Source organism: Bradyrhizobium sp. UBA2491, from assembly GCF_002341725.1.
Taxonomy (GTDB): Bacteria; Pseudomonadota; Alphaproteobacteria; order Rhizobiales; family Xanthobacteraceae; genus Bradyrhizobium.
In genome coordinates, this window is the sequence record NZ_DDOP01000041.1 from 1,891 (window position 1) to 20,529 (window position 18,639).

Here is an 18,639-nt window from a genome sequence, read left to right on the forward strand (position 1 = left end):
TCGCAGAGCTCTGCGACCGTCATCCCTCCGGGACCAACGTGAGGTTGGGTCGCGACCGATGGTGGTACCAGATCGTGTTCGGAGAAGACGACGCGGCGGTCCAGTTGTTCCTCGCCGCGGTCGACCCGCGCCAGCACAAGGGCCACGGCGAGCGCCTTGAAGGTGCTGCACATGGCAAACCGCTGGTCGATGCGGTTGCCGATGAGCTTGCCGGTCGCGGTGTCCAGCAGGGCGACACCCAGCCAGCCACGGCTTTGGACCTCGACGTCCTTCAAGCGATGTTCGATGCTGTGCTGCCCAGGCTCGGCTCGTGCAGCGGATACGCGCAGCGCCGGAACGGCCATAGCCGATGCCGCGAGCACAATACGGCGTGTGATTGAGGTCGGCATATCACCTACTTTCCGGTTTGCCGGCGATCGCCCGCCAGAGCGGCTGACGTGATCGGGAGGAAAGTTGGCGAAATTGTTGCCGGCAGCCATGCTGGCGTTCACACCATGGTGCCGATAAAAATTCAGGCCGCGCCGGTCATCGGCGCGGCCTGAATGTTCGATGCGGAATAATCCGATCCGCCTGGTCGGTGTGTCAGGCGCGGGTGCCGGTGAAGGGGAAGCTGCCCATCGGGCCGATGCCCATCTCGCCGGAGATGCCGTCGCCCGAAACCTTGCCGCTGAATTCCAGCGTCAGCGGCATCGGGTTGGTGATGGAAACCTTCCAGGCGACGCTGTCGCCATTCACGGTGCCGTCGAAGATCTCGGTGGAATTGCCTTCGGCGCCTTGCGTGCCGGTGAGCGTGCCGCCCGAGCTCGAAAGCGACAGCGTCGCCTTGCGCTCGCCCATCGGCGTCGTCATCGTCAGATTCCAGTTTCCGTCCACCGCCATAATAGATGTCTCCCCTCGAGATGAATGCGTGCGCGGGTATAGCCCATCTTGCCGCGCGCGCCTAGTTCGCCGCTGCGGCGATCAGGCGCGGGCGGCGGCGCGCAGCCGGTTGCCGATCAGGAAGCGGAAGGCGACGTACTGGATCGCGAAGGCGGCGATCTTGGCGCCGAGCAGCACCACCGACACGTAGAACGCCCACAGCTTCATGTCGCCGGTCGCCGCGATCGCAATCGTGCCCGCGGCGAGGATGAACATCAACCCGGCCCAGGCATAGCCGGCGAGGGTGGCGTATTCCGGAATGGTCTGGGTCACGATCGGCGGCAGATAGCGCAGCATCCAGCCGCGCTTGAGCATGATCGCACCGATCGCGATATGGCCGATCGCGGGCTTCGCCAGCACGAAACGCGGATCGTTGGTGAGGAGCGTCGCGCCACCCAGCACGATCACGAGCCCGAGGCTCGCCCAGGTCATATAGCCGAGTTCCTGTCCCTTCACCCGCGCATAGATCACCTGCGCGATCGCGCCGACGATCGCAACGCCGGTGGCGATCAGCACGTTGTCGGTCGCGAGATAGACCACCAGGAACACGATGGTGGAGAGGAAGTCGCTCGCAAGCTTGGCAAATACGCTCTTCATCGTCGTGGTTTCCGTTTCCTCGGGCGCGTGATTGTTCTGCGATGGCTAACGGCTGCGTCAGTGCGACAGCAGCGCGCTGGCGGGCGGCGTGCCGTACTTGGCCGCGCGATAGTGCGGGTACCAGCGGGTGAAGCCGACCGCGGCGTTGCGCGCGGCGAAGGCGACGAGGAGGCCGGTCCATAGCGGCAAGGTCGGCATGTAGAGCACCGCGATGTTGCCGATCATCATCAACAGCGTCGCGGCCGCCCAGGCTCCGGTGATCAAATAGTTGGCGTGGATGAAGCCGGGCAGTTTCGCGGTCTCGGCATCGACCTGCTCGACGGCATATTGCAGGGTGAAGGGATGACCGATCAGCATCGAACCGAATGACACGAGGAGGATGCCGGCATCGACGGCGATCTTGACTGCGATGCTGCTCGGCGTTGCGTCGACGAAGGTCAGATAGATGCCAATCGCGGTGAACACGATCACCGAACCGATGCCGAGGGTCTTGATGCTGCGGCCGCGCGCGACATCGAAGGCGATGACGGCAAGGCAGATCAGGGCAGCACAGAGCAGGCTCACGGTCGCCGAGGTCATCAGCATCAGCGTGGCGAAGGCGCCGTAGGGAGCGAGGATCAGGAAGATCGTCATTGCAAGCCTCGAAGGCTGATCTTTACACCGTAAAGATACCCTAGGGGCGGAAAAGGAGAGCGTCAAGCGAAATCTTTACAGTGTCAAAATCGTGATCCAGCCATAATCAACCAGGGATCTCAGTGCTTTCGCGCTCCAACCTTGGCGGCCAAGTGTTATATATCGCGTGATAGTTGGGCAGGTTGGGCGCGGTGGATCATCACGCTCGTTGGCAACGATTGCAGCATGAATATGAGTCCCTCAGAGATGCCGATGGCACTCGAACAATTCCGGCGCTGGGTCTCACGGATTTCCATCCTGGCTGTTGTTCTAGCGGTGGCCGGCCTCGCGACGGTGGGGGTCTTCCAACATGATTGGGCGATCCGGGTCGTCTCATCGTTGTTTCTGCTCGCGCTGGCGGTGCTAACCCGTCGCGCGCTTGCAAAGTTCGAGATCGACACCCGAATGGCCATCGATAGCATTGAGCGGATATTTATCGCACTCTTTGCATATCTTGTGATTTTCTCCCCGTATCCGCTTTACGACGATCCTGAGCTTCGATCTTGGCTGGGAATTCTGATGCTCGTTGTCAATCTGCTGGTCGGGTGCGGCGTCTTTTGGTTTGTGCGAAACAAAATATCGGAAGTGAGGGCGCTAGCGGGGCACTCATTGTCGACGTGAGACACCGGGATGCTTTGCATCCCGGTGTCTCGGAAAGTCCGGAACGCGAGACCTTTCGTCGCTACTCCGCCCCGACCCAATTGCCATGGAATCCATCAGGCACGCGGTGGCCGAGATGGACCAGCGCGGTCGGGCCGGCCTCGACGTCCTGCGCATTGAACACGGCGAGGTCGCTGCGGTTCTCGCGGGCGCGCCAGACCACGGCGAGCAGCCAGCCGTCGCCTTCCGCGGCATCGGCACTGCGCTCGACGAAGACGGGCTCCGAGATCGTATCACCGGCGGGCAACAGGTAGTGACCGAGCCGTTTGCCACGGCCGTCGACATGCACGATGCCCGACAGCGCGCCGAACATCGGCAGGTTGGGATTGGCGCAGGCGTACCAGCCGTGATTGCTCGCAAGGCCGGCGCGGCGATCGTCGACGCGGGGAAATTCGCCGGTGAGGTCGTCGAGATAGGTTTGCGTGAAGCGGTCGGTGTTGCCGGCGAGGTCGAAGGTCCAGCGGCAATAGCGCGCCCGGTTCTTCTGCGGATCGGTCGGCGAGCCGTCGGGATGGTTGAACAGCGGCGCCTCTTCGAACTGCATCACGTCGGCGATGATGCGGTTGCCTTCCTCCCACGCGTTCATGACGTGGAAAACGTAGCAGGTCTCGGCGCGGAACCAGACGATGTCCTTGGACGAGCCGCTGCGCTTCATGACGCCGACATAGGCGCCTTTCTCCGGCTCCCAGGCGTAGGGTGCCTGGCCGCGCATCGCGCGTTGCATGCTGCCGGTGATCGGCAGGATCGGGAACAGGACATGGTTCTCGGTGACGATGAAGTCGTGCACCATGCTGGCATAGGGCGCCTCGAAGCGTTCGAAACGCTTGACCTCGCCGGACGAACTCACGGAGCCGTACGATAGCGCTGGCGTCAGCGGACCGGCGGCGTTGTAGCCGAAGAACACCATCTCGCCGGTGACCGGATCGATCTTGGGATGCGCGGAGAACGGGCCGGAGATCGCGCCCTTGTAGTCGCAATAGCCGAGGCGATTGAGCGTGCCGGGTTCGATTTCGGTCGGCAGATGGCTCTCGACCAGCGCGAGCAGCTTGCCGCCGTGGAAGATGATGTTGGTGTTGGCGACGCAGCCATCGACCGTGATGTCGGCGGGCGCGTCCGGTAGCTTGCGGCCGAAGCCGCCGAACAGCGCGCGGCCGGCGTCGTGCTCGGCCTGCCATTTCGCGGTGCGGACCCAGCGGTTGCGGTAGCTGGCGCGGCCGTTCTCGAGATGGAAGGCGTGCAGCATGCCGTCACCGACGAACCAGTGCGCGCCCGGCACGTCGAACTGCGGATTGGGGCCATTACGGTACAGCGTGCCGTTCAGCTCGCGCGGCAATTCGCCCGTGATCTTCAGGAACGGTGCGTCGGCTTCAAATGGGATCGGCGCCAGATTGGAGCGCGCCGTATTCGATGTCACCTGGTCGAGCATCCCGGATCTCCCTGAATTATGATCTTTACATCGTAAAGATATCAGTAGGGATCGCGCGGTCGATCGTCAAGCAAAATCTTTACAGTGTAAAAATTGCGACCTATAACGGTCGCATGGCAAGATTATCCAAGGAAAACAAGGCGGCGCGCGCGGCGCCGGCCCGGACCCGCCGAGCGCGGGCGGAAGCGGGCCGTCCGGTGCAGCGTCGCCGGGCCAGCGATACACCGTATCATCATGGCGATCTGCACGAGGCGTTGCTGAAGGCGGCCGAGCGCGTGCTCGAACGCGACGGGCTGCCGGGGTTGACCTTGCGCGCGGTGGCGCGCGAGGCCGGCGTGTCGCACGCCGCGCCGACGCATCATTTCGGCGATCTCACCGGCCTGCTCAGCGAACTCGCGGCGATCGGTTTCCGGCAATTCGGCCAGGCGATGAACGCCGCCGGCGCCTCGGCGGCGACGCCGCCCGAGAAAGGCGCGGCGAGCGCCAAGGCCTACGTCGCCTATGCGCAGGCGCATCCCGGCATGTACGGGCTGATGTTCCGCAGCGAGCGGCTCGATCATTCGCGGCCGTCGCTGCACGAGGCATCGGAAGCGTCGTTCGCCGGGTTGACCCGCGGCGTCGGCGCCAGCCGGCATGAGGAGATTTCCAAGGAGCAGCTGACGCTGGACCAGGCCGCCGCGATCGCATCGGCCTGGTCGGTGGTGCATGGCTTCACCACGCTGCTGCTCGACGGGCGTCTCAAGACGATCCTGGATCGCGCCCCCGCGGGCACGTCAGCGGACATGCTGTTGAGCGCCATGCTGCGCCTGTCTGTGGGCAAACAGCCGCGGCCGTGAGCGATGCATGGTAGCGGAGCTTCGCGCGATCAGCGCTTGGTGAGCGATGTGGTCCGGCCGCTCTGGCCGATGGTCTTGACCTGGTCGATGCCGCATCTGAAGTCACGCGCGAAATCGTCGGCGGCCTGCCGCGCCAGCTCGTTGGCGTTGGGGTTGGCCGCGACGTCGACATAGGCGACATGGCAGACTTCGCCCGGCGGCAGCCGCGTCACCGCGAGCATCGCGCGTGAGACCGGGCCGCCGCGCTTGTTCTGCTCGCTGTTGTCGGCGATCTGCCAGCGCTGGATGATTGCGAACGGCTTGCTGCCGGCGGCGCGCCATTCGAGCGTATCGCCGGTCGAGTTGAACGGGCCGAACCAGGCCTGCGCCGCCGGTTCCTTGGCTGCCGCGGCGTGATCTCGACCCACCGAGACCACTTCACGCAAGTCGCCCTCGTTGATCAGCACCACGAGGCCGGACTTTCCCGGGCAAAGGCGCGTGCTGCTGCCGTCCTCCGCATCGGGCTTGCCGATCATGCGGCAGGCCTTCGGCGCCGTTGACGTGTAGGAACTCGTGATCGTTTCCGCGCCGGCCTGGCCAGCATTTGCGCCGGCAAGCACCATCACGACTGTTGCAAAAGCAAGGTATTTCATCGGGGGAAACCTGCGATCCGGACGTTACTTTGTGTCTGACTTATGCAATCTGGGGAAGGTTCAATAGACACGCGGGAAATACCTGACAGGCGCGCGGAATCGTCCTAGAAGGGCGGCTTCGCAACTTCTGTCGCGTGCACCCATCGTGCCGTAACCTCGATCGACATGCCCACGATTTCATCGAACAAACCCTATCGCGTCGGCCGTTCCCGGACCGGCCTTGGCCTTTTCGCCACCAAGCCGATCAAGAAGGGTGACAAGATCATCCGCTATTTCGGCCCGATCCTCGACTCCAAGAAAAAGGACGAGGATGAGATCGAGAACAAATATCTGTTCGAGCTGACCAATCGCTGGACCATCGACGGCTCGATCCGCGAGAACATCGCCCGCTACATCAACCACGCCTGCCGGCCGAACGCGGAATCCGATGTCCGCCCGCGCAAGCGCAAGGTGTTCATCCGCGCCATCAAGAACATCGAGCCGGGCGACGAGATCAATTACGACTACGGAACCGACTATTTCAAAGCCTATCTGAAGCCGATCGGCTGCAAGTGCGATGCCTGCGAGAAGAAGCGCAAGAAGAAGCGCGCGGAGGCGCGGGCGGAGCGGCAACGGTTGAAGGAAAAGGCCGAGCGCAAGGCGCAGCGGCAGGCCGAGAAGCTCGCCAAGGAGAGGGCGAAGCAGCGGGCCAAGGCGAGGGCCAAGAAGGCAGCTCCGAAGTCCAACGGCGCGCTGAACGGCAAGCACCTCAACGGCCATAGCCTGACCGGCAAGGCGACCAAGACAAGCAAGAAGGCCGCCGCTCCGAAGCGCGGCGTCACCACGCGGGCTCTACAGGCCTGAGTCATGACGCCCGCGCCGCATGGCGCGGAGGACGCGGCCGGTAAGCGCATTCGGCCAGCGTGGTTCCATCGAGTTCGCGCATGAACGCCTCGCGCGCCGCGGCAAGCCGCGCCTTCAGCCGGCAGCGCGGCAGCAGCATGCAATCGCCGCCATCATCCCTGAAACATTCGACCAGCGCGCTGCCGCCTTCGAGTGCGCGCACCACCTGGCCGAGCGTGATCGTCTCCGCCGGACGCGCCAGCGCAAAGCCGCCGCCAGCGCCGCGCTGGGTGGCGATGAAGCCGGTCTCGGCGAGGTCGCGCACCACCTTGGCGAGATGATTGCGGGAAATGCCGAACTCGGCCGCGATCTCGCCGGTGGCAAATGAGCGGTCCGGCTCGCCAGCCAGCCGCATCAGGGCACGCAGGGCAAAATCCGTGAACGACGTCAGGCGCATGGAAGCCCCTCGCATTAGGCACTTGGCGCAACCTCCATAGCGCGATAAATAGGTATTTGAAATACCTATTTAAGGAGACCCGCGATGGCGGAGGCAGAGCGCCGCGAGCAGATCACGGCCGGCATTGTCGAGCGGACCGGGATCACCGAGGCCATGATCGAGCAACTGGTGCACGGCTTCTATGCCAGGGTCCGGAGCGATGCGATGCTGGCGCCGGTGTTCGAGGCCAGGATCACCGATTGGGAGCCGCATCTGACGCAGATGTGCGCGTTCTGGTCGTCGGTGGCGCTGATGACGGGCCGCTATCATGGCACGCCGATGGTCAAGCACATGAGACTGCCGATCGATGCCGCGCATTTCGACCGCTGGCTTGAGCTGTTCGAGGCGACCGCGCATGAGCTGTGCCCGCCGGTCGCGGCGGTTCATTTCATCGAGCGCGCGCGCCGCATCGCCGCGAGCCTGGAGATGGGCGTCGCCAGCGGACACGGCGTGATGCTGGCGGTCGGGGAGAGATTCGAACTACCTCTCCGTCATTCCGGGGCTCGCGAAGCGAGAGCCCGGAATCCATCGGGCCACAGTTCTTGAAGTAAAATGGAATCCGGGCTCGCGCCAAGAGGCGCGCCCTCAGGTGCGCAATTGCGCACCGGGGAATCCCGCTTCCCAAGAGATGGATTGCGCCGCTGCGCTCGCAGTGACGGTCGCTGCTACGCCGCCACCACGCCTTCGCTCCGCCGCAGCCCGACATATTGCAGCTCGGCGAACACGCCGGTGGCGATCGCCTGGGCGAGGATCACGATGGTCCCGAGCAGATTCGGCGCCACCGCGCCCGAGAGCAACAGTGCGACGCTGGCGAGCGTCCAGGCCGCGTTGCCGATGACCACCAGCATCACCACCGCTCTCGGCACGGATGCGCGCAGGCCGAGCCAGCCGACCAGCGCGGTGTAGGCGATCAGGAACAACCCGGTTTCGCGCAGCAGCGCTTCGGGCAGATTGAAGAACGACGCCAGCGCGCCGGCATCGAGCGACATCACGACGGCGGATACGCCGCTGAAGGCGGCATCGGCAAGCAAGGCGCGGCGCAGCAGCTGGGACGAATGGATCATGGCAGTGTCTCCTCTGGTCTGGGATGGGTGGTCAGCGGAACAGGGACCGCAACTGACGCCACACGCGGTGTGGGCACAGCGCCTTGCCGACCCTCATCTCGACCGCATAGACCTGCGCGAACACGAACAGGCCGGTGTCGTGCACGATCGGCTGCGGCATGTTGAGCGAGCGTGCGACCAGCCAGGTGGCCAGATGGACCAGCCACGGCAGCAGGACGGCGAAGGCGCGGATAAGGGACAGCATCAGCATGGTCATCTCCTGTGCCGTGGAAGATGAGCCAGCCTGCGCGCCAATTCGATTACCTCAGGCGTAATGGAACGGGCGAATTCCGCATGATAGGTTTTGCACCATGAACGCACATGCATCCCTGGCGCGGGCCGAGCCCGCGAAACCCGTCCTGATCGGCGAGCACCTGCGCGAGTGGCGGCAGCGCCGCCATCTCAGCCAGCTCGACCTCGCCGTCGATGCCGAGATCTCGGCGCGGCATTTGAGCTTCGTCGAGACCGGCCGCTCGGCGCCGTCGCGCGACATGGTCCTCAAACTGGCGGAGCGCCTCGACGTGCCCCTACGCGAACGCAACGTGCTGCTGGTCGCCGCGGGTTTCGCCCCCGCATTTCCGCAACGCTCGCTGGAGGACCCCGCACTGAAATCGGCGCGCGAGGCGATCAACCTGGTGCTGAAGGCGCATGAGCCCAATCCGGCGCTGGCCTATGACCGGCACTGGAATCTGGTCTCCGCCAACCGCATGGTGGCGCCGCTGCTCGAGGGGGTGCCGCAGCGGCTGCTCGGCCAGCCCTTCAACATCCTGCGGCTCGCCTTCCATCCCGAGGGCCTGGCGCCACGCACGGTCAATCTGGCGGAATGGGCCGCGCATCTCCTGGAGCGGCTGCACCGGCAATGCGAGGCGACCGCCGATCCGGAATTGCTGAAGCTCTATCAGGACCTGAGGTCCTATCCGATCCCGGCGCGCTCGGCGCCGATCACGGCGGACAACAATGTCGCGCTGCCATTCAAGCTGCGCCTCAATGGCGAGATCCTGAGTTTCATCTCGACCACCATGGTGTTCGGTACCCCGGTCGACATCACGTTGCAGGAACTGGCGCTGGAGACCTTCTTCCCGGCCGACGAGCTGACCGCGGAGCGGATGCGGCAGATGGCAGCCAGTATGAAATAGCGGCTTGTCTCGGGGCGCTTTCGGCCTAATTTTGGGGTTCCACTTGCGCCGGGAGCCCCGCCATGAGCGATCTGAAGCCGCTTCGCCTCGACATCGTCTCCGACGTCGTTTGCCCCTGGTGCTATATCGGCAAGCATCGCATCGAGGACGCGCTCAAGCTGGTGCCCGACGTACCGGTCGAGGTGCACTGGCGGCCGTTCTTCCTTAACAATTGGGTACCGCGCGAGGGCATCAGCCGCGACGAATATCTGACCGCCAAGTTCGGCTCGGTCGACGCCTACAAGGGGATTGCCGGCCGCGTGGTCGCCGCTGCCAACGAGGAGGGGCTGACCTACCACCCCGAGCTCGTCAAGCGCCAGCCCAACACGATCGACTGCCACCGCCTGATCCATTGGGCCGAGGCCAAGGGCAAGGCGGCAGAGATGAAGCAGCGGCTGATGGAATTGTATTTCCGCGACGGCGGTGATCTCACCGACACCAACGTGCTGGTGCAGGCGGCAAGCGATGTCGGGCTCGACGCCGACGACGTGCGCAAGCGTCTTGCCAGCGACGAGGATGTCGCCCTGGTCTCGGCGCAGGCCCAGGAGGCCGCCGAGAAGGGCATCTCCGGCGTGCCGACCTTCGTGTTCGCGCAGAAATACGCCGTGTCCGGCGCCCAGCCGGCCGAGCAGCTCGCCCGCGCCATCCGCCAGGTCTCGGCCGAGATCAACGCGCAGGCCGCGGAATAGTCCGCAATCCTCATCGAAAGCCCGGCTCATGCCGGGCTTTTTCGTTTGCCCACCATCCATCGGAAACAATCAGGGAGACAACCATGATCTATGAGCTGCGCACCTACACGGTACGTCCAGGCACCGTCGGCGAGATGGTGAAGGCGGCGAGCACGATCTCGCGCGACATCCGCGCCGATAATTTCGGCAAGCTGGAGGGCTACTGGATCACCGAGATCGGTCCGCTCAATCAGGTCATGCACATGTGGAGCTATGCCGATCTCAACGAGCGGACGAAGCTGCGCGCCGAGCTCGGGAAGAATCCGCGCTGGACCGGCGAGTACATTCCGGCGATCCGTCCGCTGCTGCTGCGCCAGGAGGTCCGGCTGATGAACGCGATCATCCCGCCGGTGGCCCCCGCCACCAAGGGCAACCTCTACGAATTCCGCAACTACCGGGCCAAGCCGCTCGGTGGTGTCAAGCAGTGGCTCGATCTGTTTACCGGCGTGATGCCGGAGCGCGAGAAGTATTCGAAGATCGTCGGCCTGTGGGCCACCGACGCCGGGCAGCCGAATGAGGTCTGCCATATCTGGGCCTATCCCGATCTCAACGCCCGTGCAGCCGCGCGCGGCGCAGCGATGATGGACCCGGCCTGGCAGGAATTCCTCGGCAAGGGCACGCTGCTGCTGGAGGAGATGAACTCGACCATCATGCTGCCGGCGCCGCATTCGCCGTTGCAATGACAAGGGCGGCGTTCGCCCGCGCAGGACGAAAGCCGACAGGGTAGAAAGCCTCACCCGACGTCTCCATCGGATGAGGCTTTCCAGGCAAGGGCACGCGCCGTCTGAGAACCAGCGCACCACAACGCTAGAGGGGCAAGCTGACGCCAACCTGACGGCGGCCCCGATCATTTCCTGATGTGTCTGCATGGCTACGAAAGGGTAAACCGTTCGTAGCCATGAATGGTGTTCGTTCAGTGCGCCGGGCGCGCTACGAATGCCAGGGTGGCGTCAAGCGATGTGATGCCGCTTGATCCAGTGCGGCAAATTGCTCCGCGCCATTCTCGAACGCCGTGACCATCTCGGCCAACCGGTCGAGCTCGGCAAGAGCGTCGATCTTCAGGACCTTGTTGTCCGGCGTCGCGTCGCGCCAGCCATCCCAACCGGACATTTGCCGGTTCGTGAGCGACAACAGGTCGCGGTAGACATTGACGTGAAGAAACCACAGGCCGGTGGTCCCGGCATGCCCAAAGGCGCCGGCCGCGACCGCGTTGCTTCGCGCCAGCCGCCAGGCCTGCGCTGCCGTCAGAAACGCATCGCGCGGCAGGTCCGCGCAATCGAACGTGATCTGCTGCTGCTCGATCTGAAGCGCATCGAGTTGCGCGTCAGCCTGCCTCCAGCGCTGCTCGCCCGGCGGCCAATATTCGCAGATCCAGTGGTCGTGATAGATGTCGCCGGCGATGTAGGTGGCGAAGCCGCAGCGCACCCGCGCCGGGATCGACCGGTGGCGGAGCATGCTGCACAGCAGGAGCGCATAGTCGCGACAGGTGCCGAAGGTGCGATTGCGCGGCGGGCGTGTCGCGGTGAGCGATCCGGCGAATGACGCCAGGGTCGCTTGCAACCGATCGGCGACCGGCTGGGTTTGCCGGGTCATCGGGACGTCGGGCGGGATGTCGTAGAGCTGCGCCAGGGCGACATGGACGATCAGCCCAGAGACGACCTCGCGCAGTCCGGCGATCGTCTCCGGCAGATCGTCATATGCTCCGGCGAATGCGCCAGGGTCGGTCAGCGCGTCTTGCCGGACGTAGCATTGCTGGATCGTCACGTTCCCGCCGGATCACGATGTCATCGGCTCGAGGCCGTCGCGCCAAGCCTATCGATCCGCGCAGGTTCGCGTAAGAGGGGCCGCGCTAGCCAGGCTTGCCGCGGCGGCGGCGGATGAGCCGGACCGCGCCGCGGGCGGCCTCGTAGGCGACATTGTTCAGGGTCAGTGCGGCATGAATGGTGCCGACCAGCGGATCGCGGCGCCGCAGCGGCAGCAGCACGTCGCCGATCGCGAAGCGGCCGCGCCAGATCGGGTCGATCATCGGATGGCCGGGTGCCGCGGTGGAATCGGCCGAATTGATCGCGGGATCGGCGCAGAGATGGCGCGTGAGATCCAGCGTCAACTGCGCACCGGGTGAATGCCTGGCAAAGCGCTCGTCGATGCCGATCTTGAAGAAGAACGCGCGATCCTGGTGGCGCACCACGATGCCGGCTGCGACCGGCGTGCCGCCGGCATGCAGCGTGATGATCTCGCAACGGCCAGTCTCGGCCATCGCCGACGTCGCGCGGCGGATGAAGGCGGCGTCGCCGGCATGCTGGCTGAGCGCGGTGCCGCGCTTGCCCTTCCAGCCACCGGCCTCGAGGGCGAGGAAGGTCTCGAGCGCCGCGGCGACGGCGCGCGGCGTGCGTGCGACATCGAACCGCACCGCGCCGTGTTCGGACAGGCGATGGCGCTGGCGCCGCAGCTCCTTCAGCTTCTTCGATCCGAGCGCGTCGCGCAGCAGGTCGTCGGCATCGCGCGTCGCATCGAGCTGTGCGCGCTGATAGGCGCTCAGCACGCGGGGCTGCAAACCGTCCCGCGCCAGCACCGCGCGGATCGCCGTCATGGCAGGGCCCTCGAGCGACATGGTACGCAGGATCAGCGCATGCGCGCCCGCGTTGCGGGCCTGCTGCAACAACTTGCCCACGGCTTGCTCGGCGGCGTCGCGGTCGAGCAGCGGCGTGCACAACGTGCCATAGGGTTCGGCACCGACCAGCGCGGGCAGCGGCATCCGGGTGATCCGCCGCATCGGAATGACCGGCAACAGCCCGATCAATTGCCCGGCGTCACCGGAGGCGCTGAGCAGCGCAGCGCCGGTGCGGCCGCGCGCGGAGGCATCGACCGCCAGCTCCCAGTCGGGTTGATAGTAGCCATTGGGCTCGATCGCACGCTCGGCCAGCGCGCGCCACGCCCCGACGGGGGCGGCCGACAGCGGCGGCAATGCGCGATCGCCCGTGGCATCCTGGCGCGATGCACGGCGGATCATTGCCTGGTCAGCAATATCGGCCACGTTCCTTGTTTCCCCGGTCCGCGAGGCTGTTCGGCCTGCGCTCGTCACAGCTCGCGAAGCTATCCCGAAGAGATGGAAAATGCCGTTGAGGCTACCGCTCAATTTGAGCGGTCAGGTTAACGTACCGTTCAGCATAAGTTCGCGGAACGATCTATGGCGACCAGGGCGGACCGACGACGAAGCTGGCGTCGTCGCTCCAAAGCGCCTTGGCGTCCCAGGGATTCTTGTCGTCGCCGTCACCCGCGATATAGACCTTGCCGTAGTAGTGGCGAATGTATTTCGCCGGGTCGTTCATTGCGTGGAATGAATTTCCCTTGCCGTTTTTCCCTGGCTCCGGGCAGAAGGTCGCGTCGGATCGATTGAGCGCCGTGCCGTCGAATGGCTGCATGCGAAGCACGGCGTTCTGGTGCCGCAGGAAGTCGCCCGGACTGCCCTTGGATTCGAAGGAGACGCAGGCATTGTCGGCGAGGCCGCGCCGCACGATCCAGGTCGCGTCGCGTCTGTCCGCTGCGGCGCTGCGCGACGTGATCGGCGCGATCACGGCGGTGCCGTTCTGGTTGCGGACCGAGTCTGCGGTGCAGCATGCGGTGGTCGCCCGCAGCGAGATTTCCGATCCCGGCGCCAGCGTTCCGGACAGGCCGCTCGGCGCGCCATAGCCCGCGGCAACAATGTTGGACTGGACCGCGTCGTCGGCACCGTCGGTCGGAAAGCCCGCCGTCATCGCGCCTTCGAAGAACGAGCCCGCGGAGCCGTGGCTGTTGTCGCCGCCGATGCCGAGGATGATCGCGCCCTCCTGCCGCATCGGCGCATAGCCACGGGGCAGGGCACCGGCATAAATCTTGTTGAGCCCGCCGGACTGGGCGTCACCCCACTTCAACGCAAACCGGGATTGGCCATTGTTCTTCAGCCAGGCCGAGATGAACGGACGTGGCCCGCCACTGATCCTTGCGGCTGGATTGCAGCTTCGCTGATCCCAGTGGAAAATCCCGTTCTCGAGGTCCGCATGCACCCCGGGCCCTGGCTCATTGCGGCAGTTCGGCCATTCCAGATCGCGGCTGACATTGAGCGCATCCATGTGGCCGGCGCCGGTGTCGGTGCTGCTCGTCTCGGCATTGCCATAGTCGAAGCAGCACCCCGAATTGAAATGGGTTGCGGAGGAAACCATGTACATCCCCTCCGGCTCGCCCTTCACCGCAACGCCCGTCGTTCGGACGTTGTGATAGCCCATGCCGGGCGAGATCGAGACGCCGTAGACCTGATGACCGCCGGCCGTGACCGGAAGCGCGTCGGCGGCGGCGCCGAGGTCGGCCCCTCCGGCGCCGGGCCCCTTGTAATGTCCGCCGGCTGCGATCGTGAGGTCGTTATGCCGGGGCGACTGGTCGTAGATCCGGGTGATGATGCAGGCGGTGCTGGCGCAGAATTTGTCCTGCGCCGCGGCGTTCGCGTAGCCGTCCGCGAGCAGGCCGACGTTTTCGGTGGCGCCGTCTGAAGTCCGCTTCACCTGATAGAGGGCACCGGCATATCCGTCGTAGAGCGCTCTCACCGTGCTGTGCGCGGCGACGCATGGCGTATGCGCGGCGGCGTAGATGTCACAGGGCCGCGGCCTGATCGTCTCGCCGTGCGCGCCGCCAAGGCCGATCAACAGGCCAGCGACGGTGGCCAACGCGGCACGGATCCCGCTCGTCATCAGTGCGGACAGCAATGCGCTCATGACCGACATGATCCTCCGCTCGCCGCGACAGGGTAGCCGCGGAAATCGCGAAGGCTCATAACGATACGGTGACAGTCGTGGTCGGCGCGTCACGCTGGAAGCTGACGCGCCGCAAGTCGGCGATTTCCTCGCGCGAACGGGGCTAAAGCGAAATGAGATGAGGTTGAATCGTCATCTCGCTTTAGCTTCTTGTTTGCGCATGATCTTTTCGGAAAACCGCTTCGCGCTTTTCCGGATCATGCTCTAGGCGTGAAGTTGCGCGTTGAGGCCGTCCCAGTTCTGCGCACGTCTGGTTGCCTCGAGAGCGCCGCTCTGGGAATTACGACGGAACAGCAGGCCCTTCTGGCCCGAAAGCTCCTTGGCCTTCAGCACCCGGCCATCTTGCAGGAGGATGCGTGCGCCTGCCGTGATGTAACAGCCTGCCTCGACGATACAATCGTCGCCCAACGAAATACCGATACCGGCGTTGGCTCCGATCAGGCAGCGCTCGCCGACTGTGATCTTCTCTTTCCCGCCGCCGGACAGGGTGCCCATGATCGACGCGCCGCCGCCAATGTCGCTGCCGCTCGCCACGACCACGCCGGCGCTGATCCGGCCTTCGACCATGCAGGGACCGAGCGTGCCCGCATTGAAATTGCAGAAGCCTTCATGCATGACGGTCGTGCCCGGAGCCAAATAGGCTCCGAGCCTGACGCGATCCGCATCGGCAATTCTCACGTCCGCATGCGTCACGTAGTCAGTCATGCGCGGAAACTTGTCCACGCCGGTCACCTCGAACGCCGTGCCGCGCTTGCGCGCCAGCATTCGTGCTTCCGGGACACGCGCGCAATCACAGGGTCCGAGGGTGGTCCAGGCAACGTTGGGCAGCAGACCGAAAATGCCATCGAGGTTCAGGCAATTCGGCTGCACCAGCCGGTGGCTCAGGAGTTGCAGGCGAAGATAGGCGTCGTGCACATCGGTTGGCGCAGATGCAAGGGAGCCGATCTCGGTCCGAATCGCAACGATGTCGACATTGCGGATGTCGTCGTGTCGCACACATCCGTCCGCCGACTGTCCCAGCGACTTGTTGATCTCGTCATTGGTCAGTCGCAGCGTTGCGGCCTTGTCGGCCTGCGCAACCAGCCGCGGCTGAGGAAACCAGGCATCCAACACCCGACCATCAGCCGCAATCGTCGCAAATCCCTCGCCGCTCGCGCCCCTCAATTCCATCGCCATTTCAATGTCTCACGTTTACGATCCTGCGCGTAGTCATAAGCGCGTTCCCGGAGAAATGGCAACTTCCGGACCCTCAAACACAGCCACTTTGGGGCATTTTCGACGGATTCATCGGGGATTGTCGGCAGGTTGATGCCGGCGCCGGCTCCGCACCTAGGGTTTCGTGCTTCGTTGCGCTTCCGCTGCCACGGTGCTCTCGACCGGTTCGTAGGTCTCGGTCACGCAATTATCGTCAGCCTCGGCCTGCCGCCGATCGAAGATCGCGCCGTCATTGATGAAGATGCGATAGGTCTGGGTCCCCAGCGGCTTGCCGATCACTGACGTCAGTTCGGCGCGCACGCAGGCCGTCCAGCCGGTGCCGCGCGGGTCGTGCAGCGGGGCGGAGACCCGAACATGAGCGGGCTGCGATCCGGCGGTGAAGACCGAGTCCAATCGGCCCGCGACCAGCCGCTTGACATCGGGCGGCGCTTCGAGCGGCGCGGGCTCGTTGGCCTTGACCTTCAATACCTCCGGCCACACCGCATGGCTGTCCGCCAGCCCGCAGCCACTCAAGATCAAGGCGGCGCCGGCCAGCAGCGCCGCCACATGTACTTGTCCCTGTCCCATCGAGCGGATTTAATGTGCCGTTGCCTCGATTGCGCCCCCCTGGTGGCGCTGAATTCGCGGTATGCCGCGCTTTGTCGATCAACAAATGTCGAGAGACAAGTTATCTTTGGCGTAGAGGTATTGCCGGATGTTGCTACGGCTTTGGGGGAGAGAGACTGACATGAAAAGCTTCACGGTTGCTGCCGTCGTTCTGGCGCTGATCGCGACACCGACCCTGGCTCAAGGCCGGCGCGGGGGTGGCGGCGGCGATGACAAGAAGACGGAGAAGAAGCCCCAGATCGACGAGAAGGCCTACAAGGCTGCGCTCGATCGTATCCCCGAGCCCAAGGAGAAATACGATCCCTGGGGCGTCACCAAGCCGGCCGCTGATCCTGCCAAGAAGCCGAAATAGCCGGTCGAACGATCAAGCCCACGGTCGCTGCGGCGGTTCGACATCAGAGCCGGTGATGCCGGCAGCAGATTGCCGCATGCCGTGAACCTTCCTCTGACGCCCTCCGACCCATCTCCGACATCCTCGACGGAGGGCCGCCATGCTACGCCGTTCGCTCCTCAGCCTGATTGTTCCGGTGGCGATCCTGTTCGGCGCCGTGCCAGCATCGGCGGAAAGCCGCCTCGCGTTGGTGATCGGGCAGTCCGCCTACAAGTCGGTGCCCGCGCTGCCCAATCCGGCCAACGACGCCAGGGCGATGTCACAGATGCTGACCGATGCCGGATTTGCGGTGACGACGGCATCGGATCTGTCGCAGGACGAGATGCGGGCCCGGATCAGCGACTTCGCCGGCCAGGTGGCGGCGAAGGGCGCCGACAGCGTGGCGCTGGTGTTCTATGCCGGGCACGGCTTGCAGATCGACGGCGAGAATTACCTGGTGCCGGTCGATGTCGATCCGAAGCGCGAGGCCGATATCCCGATCCAGGCGGTTCGCCTCAACGACATTCTGAACACGCTGACCTCGGTGCCGAGCCGGATGCGCATCGTGCTGCTCGATGCCTGCCGCAACAATCCGTTCCCGGACCTCAGCAAGACCGCGGGGCATGGGCTTGCCATCGTCGATGCCAAGGTCGGCGCTCCCGGCACCTTCGTCTCGTTCTCGACGTCGCCCGGCGCGGAAGCCGAGGACGGCAGCGGCGCCAACAGCCCGTACACGACTGCGTTACTGGCAGCGGCGAAGCAGCCGGGAATTCCGATCGAGGACACCTTCAAGCGGGTTCGTCTCGCGGTGAACAAGGCGACCGATGGCCGCCAGACACCCTGGGACTCCTCGTCGCTCACCGACGATTTCCGCTTCATGGCGGGTCCAGCGGCGGCGCCCGCGGCCACGCCGAAGCCGGCCGAGACCAGGCGCACCGTCGATGAATGGAAGCGCGAATTGCAGGGCAAGCCGATCGAGGCCGCAAACGATCTGATCGTGGTCGACGGCACCGACGAGTCCTACGAGGCCTTCGCCGCGATCTTCGCCGGCACGCCGCGCGCCTTGCAGGCGCGCGACTGGCTCGAGCGGCATCGTCGCATGGTGGCGTGGAACAGTGCCGTTCTGGTCAACACGGCGGCGGCCTATCGCGGCTTCCTCGCGCTGTATCCCGACAGCGATCTCACCGCCACTGCGAACAAGCTGATCGAGCGGCTGCGCTACCGTCCCGATCCGACGCCGGCCGCCGCGCTCAGCGTGCCCGCAACCAACGTCGCGTTGGCGGCGCCGACCTGTCCCTGCAATGCGACGCCGACGCCGCAGCAGAAGGCCGATGCGCCGGTGAAGAAGCGCGTCGTCTCCGATCCGCCGCGGCGCGCCGGCAAGCGTCCGCGGCCGGTCGTGGTCGAGGACGACGTGGTGGTGGTGCGCCGTCCGCCTCCGGCCGTGGTCTACGAGCCCGTCGGTCCGCCGGTCGGAATCGGCATCGGCGGTGGTGGCTATCGCGGCGGCTATGGCGGCGGTTATCGCGGGGGTAGATACTGACGTGCCGATCGCGTAAACGCTTGCCCTGCATGAGGTGCGGCGACTGATGATCGCAT

23 protein-coding genes are annotated in these 18,639 nt (G+C 65.0%); 9 read left to right on the forward strand and 14 right to left on the reverse strand.

Annotated elements, in window-relative coordinates; all coding sequences use genetic code 11:
• The 4 genes from B2W55_RS12765 to B2W55_RS12780 form a co-directional block, all read right to left on the reverse strand.
• The coding region (locus B2W55_RS12765; RefSeq protein WP_291532229.1) for a serine hydrolase at positions 1-479 on the reverse strand (479 nt) is incomplete at its 3' end.
• Positions 480-582: 103 nt separating this feature from the next.
• Positions 583-879 (reverse strand): hypothetical protein, encoded by a 297-nt coding sequence (locus tag B2W55_RS12770; RefSeq protein ID WP_024580929.1) that lies wholly within the window; start codon positions 877-879, stop codon positions 583-585.
• Between the two features lie 81 nt (positions 880-960).
• Positions 961-1,515, reverse strand: coding sequence for an inner membrane-spanning protein YciB (locus tag B2W55_RS12775; RefSeq protein ID WP_024580928.1), 555 nt, complete (start codon positions 1,513-1,515; stop codon positions 961-963).
• 57 nt (positions 1,516-1,572) lie between these two features.
• Positions 1,573-2,148 carry a hypothetical protein gene (locus tag B2W55_RS12780; protein ID WP_024580927.1) on the reverse strand — a complete coding sequence of 192 codons (576 nt, stop codon included), beginning with the start codon at positions 2,146-2,148 and terminating at the stop codon, positions 1,573-1,575.
• A 252-nt stretch (positions 2,149-2,400) separates the two neighbouring features.
• On the opposite strand from B2W55_RS12780, the gene B2W55_RS12785 reads away from it, so the two are divergent.
• Complete coding sequence (locus B2W55_RS12785; protein WP_145987231.1) at positions 2,401-2,808, forward strand: hypothetical protein; 408 nt, start codon at positions 2,401-2,403, stop codon at positions 2,806-2,808.
• A 61-nt stretch (positions 2,809-2,869) separates the two neighbouring features.
• Here B2W55_RS12785 and B2W55_RS12790 read toward each other — a convergent pair whose 3' ends face one another.
• Entirely contained in the window at positions 2,870-4,273 is a 1,404-nt protein-coding gene (locus B2W55_RS12790) for a carotenoid oxygenase family protein (RefSeq protein WP_024580925.1), read from the reverse strand.
• A 113-nt stretch (positions 4,274-4,386) separates the two neighbouring features.
• Here B2W55_RS12790 and B2W55_RS12795 point away from each other — a divergent pair, with 113 nt between their 5' ends.
• Positions 4,387-5,109, forward strand: a complete 723-nt coding sequence (locus B2W55_RS12795) for a TetR/AcrR family transcriptional regulator (protein ID WP_024580924.1) — start codon at positions 4,387-4,389, stop codon at positions 5,107-5,109.
• Positions 5,110-5,138: 29 nt separating this feature from the next.
• Here B2W55_RS12795 and B2W55_RS12800 read toward each other — a convergent pair whose 3' ends face one another.
• Positions 5,139-5,741, reverse strand: a complete 603-nt coding sequence (locus B2W55_RS12800; protein WP_024580923.1) for a hypothetical protein — start codon at positions 5,739-5,741, stop codon at positions 5,139-5,141.
• A 165-nt stretch (positions 5,742-5,906) separates the two neighbouring features.
• Here B2W55_RS12800 and B2W55_RS12805 point away from each other — a divergent pair, with 165 nt between their 5' ends.
• On the forward strand, positions 5,907-6,584 hold the full coding sequence (locus tag B2W55_RS12805; RefSeq protein WP_024580922.1) for an SET domain-containing protein: 678 nt from the start codon (positions 5,907-5,909) through the stop codon (positions 6,582-6,584).
• A 1-nt stretch (position 6,585) separates the two neighbouring features.
• On the opposite strand, the gene B2W55_RS12810 is transcribed toward B2W55_RS12805, so the two are convergent.
• A complete protein-coding gene (locus tag B2W55_RS12810) occupies positions 6,586-7,020 on the reverse strand; it encodes an RrF2 family transcriptional regulator (RefSeq protein WP_024580921.1) in 435 nt (144 codons plus the stop codon).
• An 84-nt stretch (positions 7,021-7,104) separates the two neighbouring features.
• On the opposite strand from B2W55_RS12810, the gene B2W55_RS12815 reads away from it, so the two are divergent.
• A complete protein-coding gene (locus B2W55_RS12815) occupies positions 7,105-7,605 on the forward strand; it encodes a group III truncated hemoglobin (RefSeq protein ID WP_024580920.1) in 501 nt (166 codons plus the stop codon).
• A 119-nt stretch (positions 7,606-7,724) separates the two neighbouring features.
• On the opposite strand, the gene B2W55_RS12820 is transcribed toward B2W55_RS12815, so the two are convergent.
• Together B2W55_RS12820 and B2W55_RS12825 are read right to left on the reverse strand one after the other, a co-directional pair.
• A complete protein-coding gene (locus B2W55_RS12820; protein WP_024580919.1) occupies positions 7,725-8,123 on the reverse strand; it encodes a hypothetical protein in 399 nt (132 codons plus the stop codon).
• A gap of 31 nt (positions 8,124-8,154) precedes the next feature.
• Complete coding sequence (locus B2W55_RS12825; RefSeq protein WP_024580918.1) at positions 8,155-8,379, reverse strand: hypothetical protein; 225 nt, start codon at positions 8,377-8,379, stop codon at positions 8,155-8,157.
• A 94-nt stretch (positions 8,380-8,473) separates the two neighbouring features.
• Between B2W55_RS12825 and B2W55_RS12830 the strand changes: the two genes are divergently transcribed.
• The 3 genes from B2W55_RS12830 to B2W55_RS12840 all read left to right on the forward strand — a co-directional run bounded on the left by B2W55_RS12830 (position 8,474) and on the right by B2W55_RS12840 (position 10,748).
• Entirely contained in the window at positions 8,474-9,298 is an 825-nt protein-coding gene (locus B2W55_RS12830; RefSeq protein ID WP_024580917.1) for a helix-turn-helix domain-containing protein, read from the forward strand.
• Positions 9,299-9,360: 62 nt separating this feature from the next.
• On the forward strand, positions 9,361-10,026 hold the full coding sequence (locus B2W55_RS12835) for a DsbA family oxidoreductase (RefSeq protein WP_024580916.1): 666 nt from the start codon (positions 9,361-9,363) through the stop codon (positions 10,024-10,026).
• A gap of 83 nt (positions 10,027-10,109) precedes the next feature.
• Positions 10,110-10,748 (forward strand): NIPSNAP family protein, encoded by a 639-nt coding sequence (locus tag B2W55_RS12840; RefSeq protein WP_029879060.1) that lies wholly within the window; start codon positions 10,110-10,112, stop codon positions 10,746-10,748.
• 247 nt (positions 10,749-10,995) lie between these two features.
• Here the strand turns inward: B2W55_RS12840 and B2W55_RS12845 are convergent, their stop codons facing one another.
• From B2W55_RS12845 to B2W55_RS12865, 5 genes are all read right to left on the reverse strand, one after another.
• Complete coding sequence (locus B2W55_RS12845) at positions 10,996-11,829, reverse strand: transglutaminase domain-containing protein (protein ID WP_024580915.1); 834 nt, start codon at positions 11,827-11,829, stop codon at positions 10,996-10,998.
• Positions 11,830-11,914: 85 nt separating this feature from the next.
• The gene (locus B2W55_RS12850; RefSeq protein ID WP_024580914.1) at positions 11,915-13,099 is read right to left on the reverse strand and encodes a GNAT family N-acetyltransferase; all 1,185 of its coding nucleotides are present in this window, start codon (positions 13,097-13,099) and stop codon (positions 11,915-11,917) included.
• Positions 13,100-13,250: 151 nt separating this feature from the next.
• Positions 13,251-14,810, reverse strand: coding sequence for an alpha-L-arabinofuranosidase B (locus B2W55_RS12855; RefSeq protein WP_200894396.1), 1,560 nt, complete (start codon positions 14,808-14,810; stop codon positions 13,251-13,253).
• Positions 14,811-15,053: 243 nt separating this feature from the next.
• Complete coding sequence (dapD, locus tag B2W55_RS12860; protein ID WP_024580912.1) at positions 15,054-16,025, reverse strand: 2,3,4,5-tetrahydropyridine-2,6-dicarboxylate N-succinyltransferase; 972 nt, start codon at positions 16,023-16,025, stop codon at positions 15,054-15,056.
• A 153-nt stretch (positions 16,026-16,178) separates the two neighbouring features.
• Complete coding sequence (locus B2W55_RS12865) at positions 16,179-16,610, reverse strand: hypothetical protein (protein WP_244442195.1); 432 nt, start codon at positions 16,608-16,610, stop codon at positions 16,179-16,181.
• A 181-nt stretch (positions 16,611-16,791) separates the two neighbouring features.
• On the opposite strand from B2W55_RS12865, the gene B2W55_RS12870 reads away from it, so the two are divergent.
• Positions 16,792-17,022, forward strand: coding sequence for a hypothetical protein (locus tag B2W55_RS12870; RefSeq protein ID WP_024580910.1), 231 nt, complete (start codon positions 16,792-16,794; stop codon positions 17,020-17,022).
• 139 nt (positions 17,023-17,161) lie between these two features.
• The gene (locus B2W55_RS12875) at positions 17,162-18,583 is read left to right on the forward strand and encodes a caspase family protein (protein ID WP_024580909.1); all 1,422 of its coding nucleotides are present in this window, start codon (positions 17,162-17,164) and stop codon (positions 18,581-18,583) included.
• Positions 18,584-18,639 lie beyond the last annotated feature (56 nt).

Excerpts from the sequence above, each read along its gene's own strand:
- B2W55_RS12770 (WP_024580929.1), bottom strand. The coding sequence starts at position 879 with ATGGCGGTGGACGGAAACTGGAATCTGACGATGACGACGCCGATGGGC.
- B2W55_RS12775 (WP_024580928.1), bottom strand. The coding sequence starts at position 1,515 with ATGAAGAGCGTATTTGCCAAGCTTGCGAGCGACTTCCTCTCCACCATC.
- B2W55_RS12780 (WP_024580927.1), bottom strand. The coding sequence starts at position 2,148 with ATGACGATCTTCCTGATCCTCGCTCCCTACGGCGCCTTCGCCACGCTG.
- B2W55_RS12785 (WP_145987231.1), top strand. The coding sequence starts at position 2,401 with ATGGCACTCGAACAATTCCGGCGCTGGGTCTCACGGATTTCCATCCTG.
- B2W55_RS12790 (WP_024580925.1), bottom strand. The coding sequence starts at position 4,273 with ATGCTCGACCAGGTGACATCGAATACGGCGCGCTCCAATCTGGCGCCG.
- B2W55_RS12795 (WP_024580924.1), top strand. The coding sequence starts at position 4,387 with ATGGCAAGATTATCCAAGGAAAACAAGGCGGCGCGCGCGGCGCCGGCC.
- B2W55_RS12800 (WP_024580923.1), bottom strand. The coding sequence starts at position 5,741 with ATGAAATACCTTGCTTTTGCAACAGTCGTGATGGTGCTTGCCGGCGCA.
- B2W55_RS12805 (WP_024580922.1), top strand. The coding sequence starts at position 5,907 with ATGCCCACGATTTCATCGAACAAACCCTATCGCGTCGGCCGTTCCCGG.
- B2W55_RS12810 (WP_024580921.1), bottom strand. The coding sequence starts at position 7,020 with ATGCGCCTGACGTCGTTCACGGATTTTGCCCTGCGTGCCCTGATGCGG.
- B2W55_RS12815 (WP_024580920.1), top strand. The coding sequence starts at position 7,105 with ATGGCGGAGGCAGAGCGCCGCGAGCAGATCACGGCCGGCATTGTCGAG.
- B2W55_RS12820 (WP_024580919.1), bottom strand. The coding sequence starts at position 8,123 with ATGATCCATTCGTCCCAGCTGCTGCGCCGCGCCTTGCTTGCCGATGCC.
- B2W55_RS12825 (WP_024580918.1), bottom strand. The coding sequence starts at position 8,379 with ATGACCATGCTGATGCTGTCCCTTATCCGCGCCTTCGCCGTCCTGCTG.
- B2W55_RS12830 (WP_024580917.1), top strand. The coding sequence starts at position 8,474 with ATGAACGCACATGCATCCCTGGCGCGGGCCGAGCCCGCGAAACCCGTC.
- B2W55_RS12835 (WP_024580916.1), top strand. The coding sequence starts at position 9,361 with ATGAGCGATCTGAAGCCGCTTCGCCTCGACATCGTCTCCGACGTCGTT.
- B2W55_RS12840 (WP_029879060.1), top strand. The coding sequence starts at position 10,110 with ATGATCTATGAGCTGCGCACCTACACGGTACGTCCAGGCACCGTCGGC.
- B2W55_RS12855 (WP_200894396.1), bottom strand. The coding sequence starts at position 14,810 with ATGAGCGCATTGCTGTCCGCACTGATGACGAGCGGGATCCGTGCCGCG.
- dapD (WP_024580912.1), bottom strand. The coding sequence starts at position 16,025 with ATGGCGATGGAATTGAGGGGCGCGAGCGGCGAGGGATTTGCGACGATT.
- B2W55_RS12870 (WP_024580910.1), top strand. The coding sequence starts at position 16,792 with ATGAAAAGCTTCACGGTTGCTGCCGTCGTTCTGGCGCTGATCGCGACA.
- B2W55_RS12875 (WP_024580909.1), top strand. The coding sequence starts at position 17,162 with ATGCTACGCCGTTCGCTCCTCAGCCTGATTGTTCCGGTGGCGATCCTG.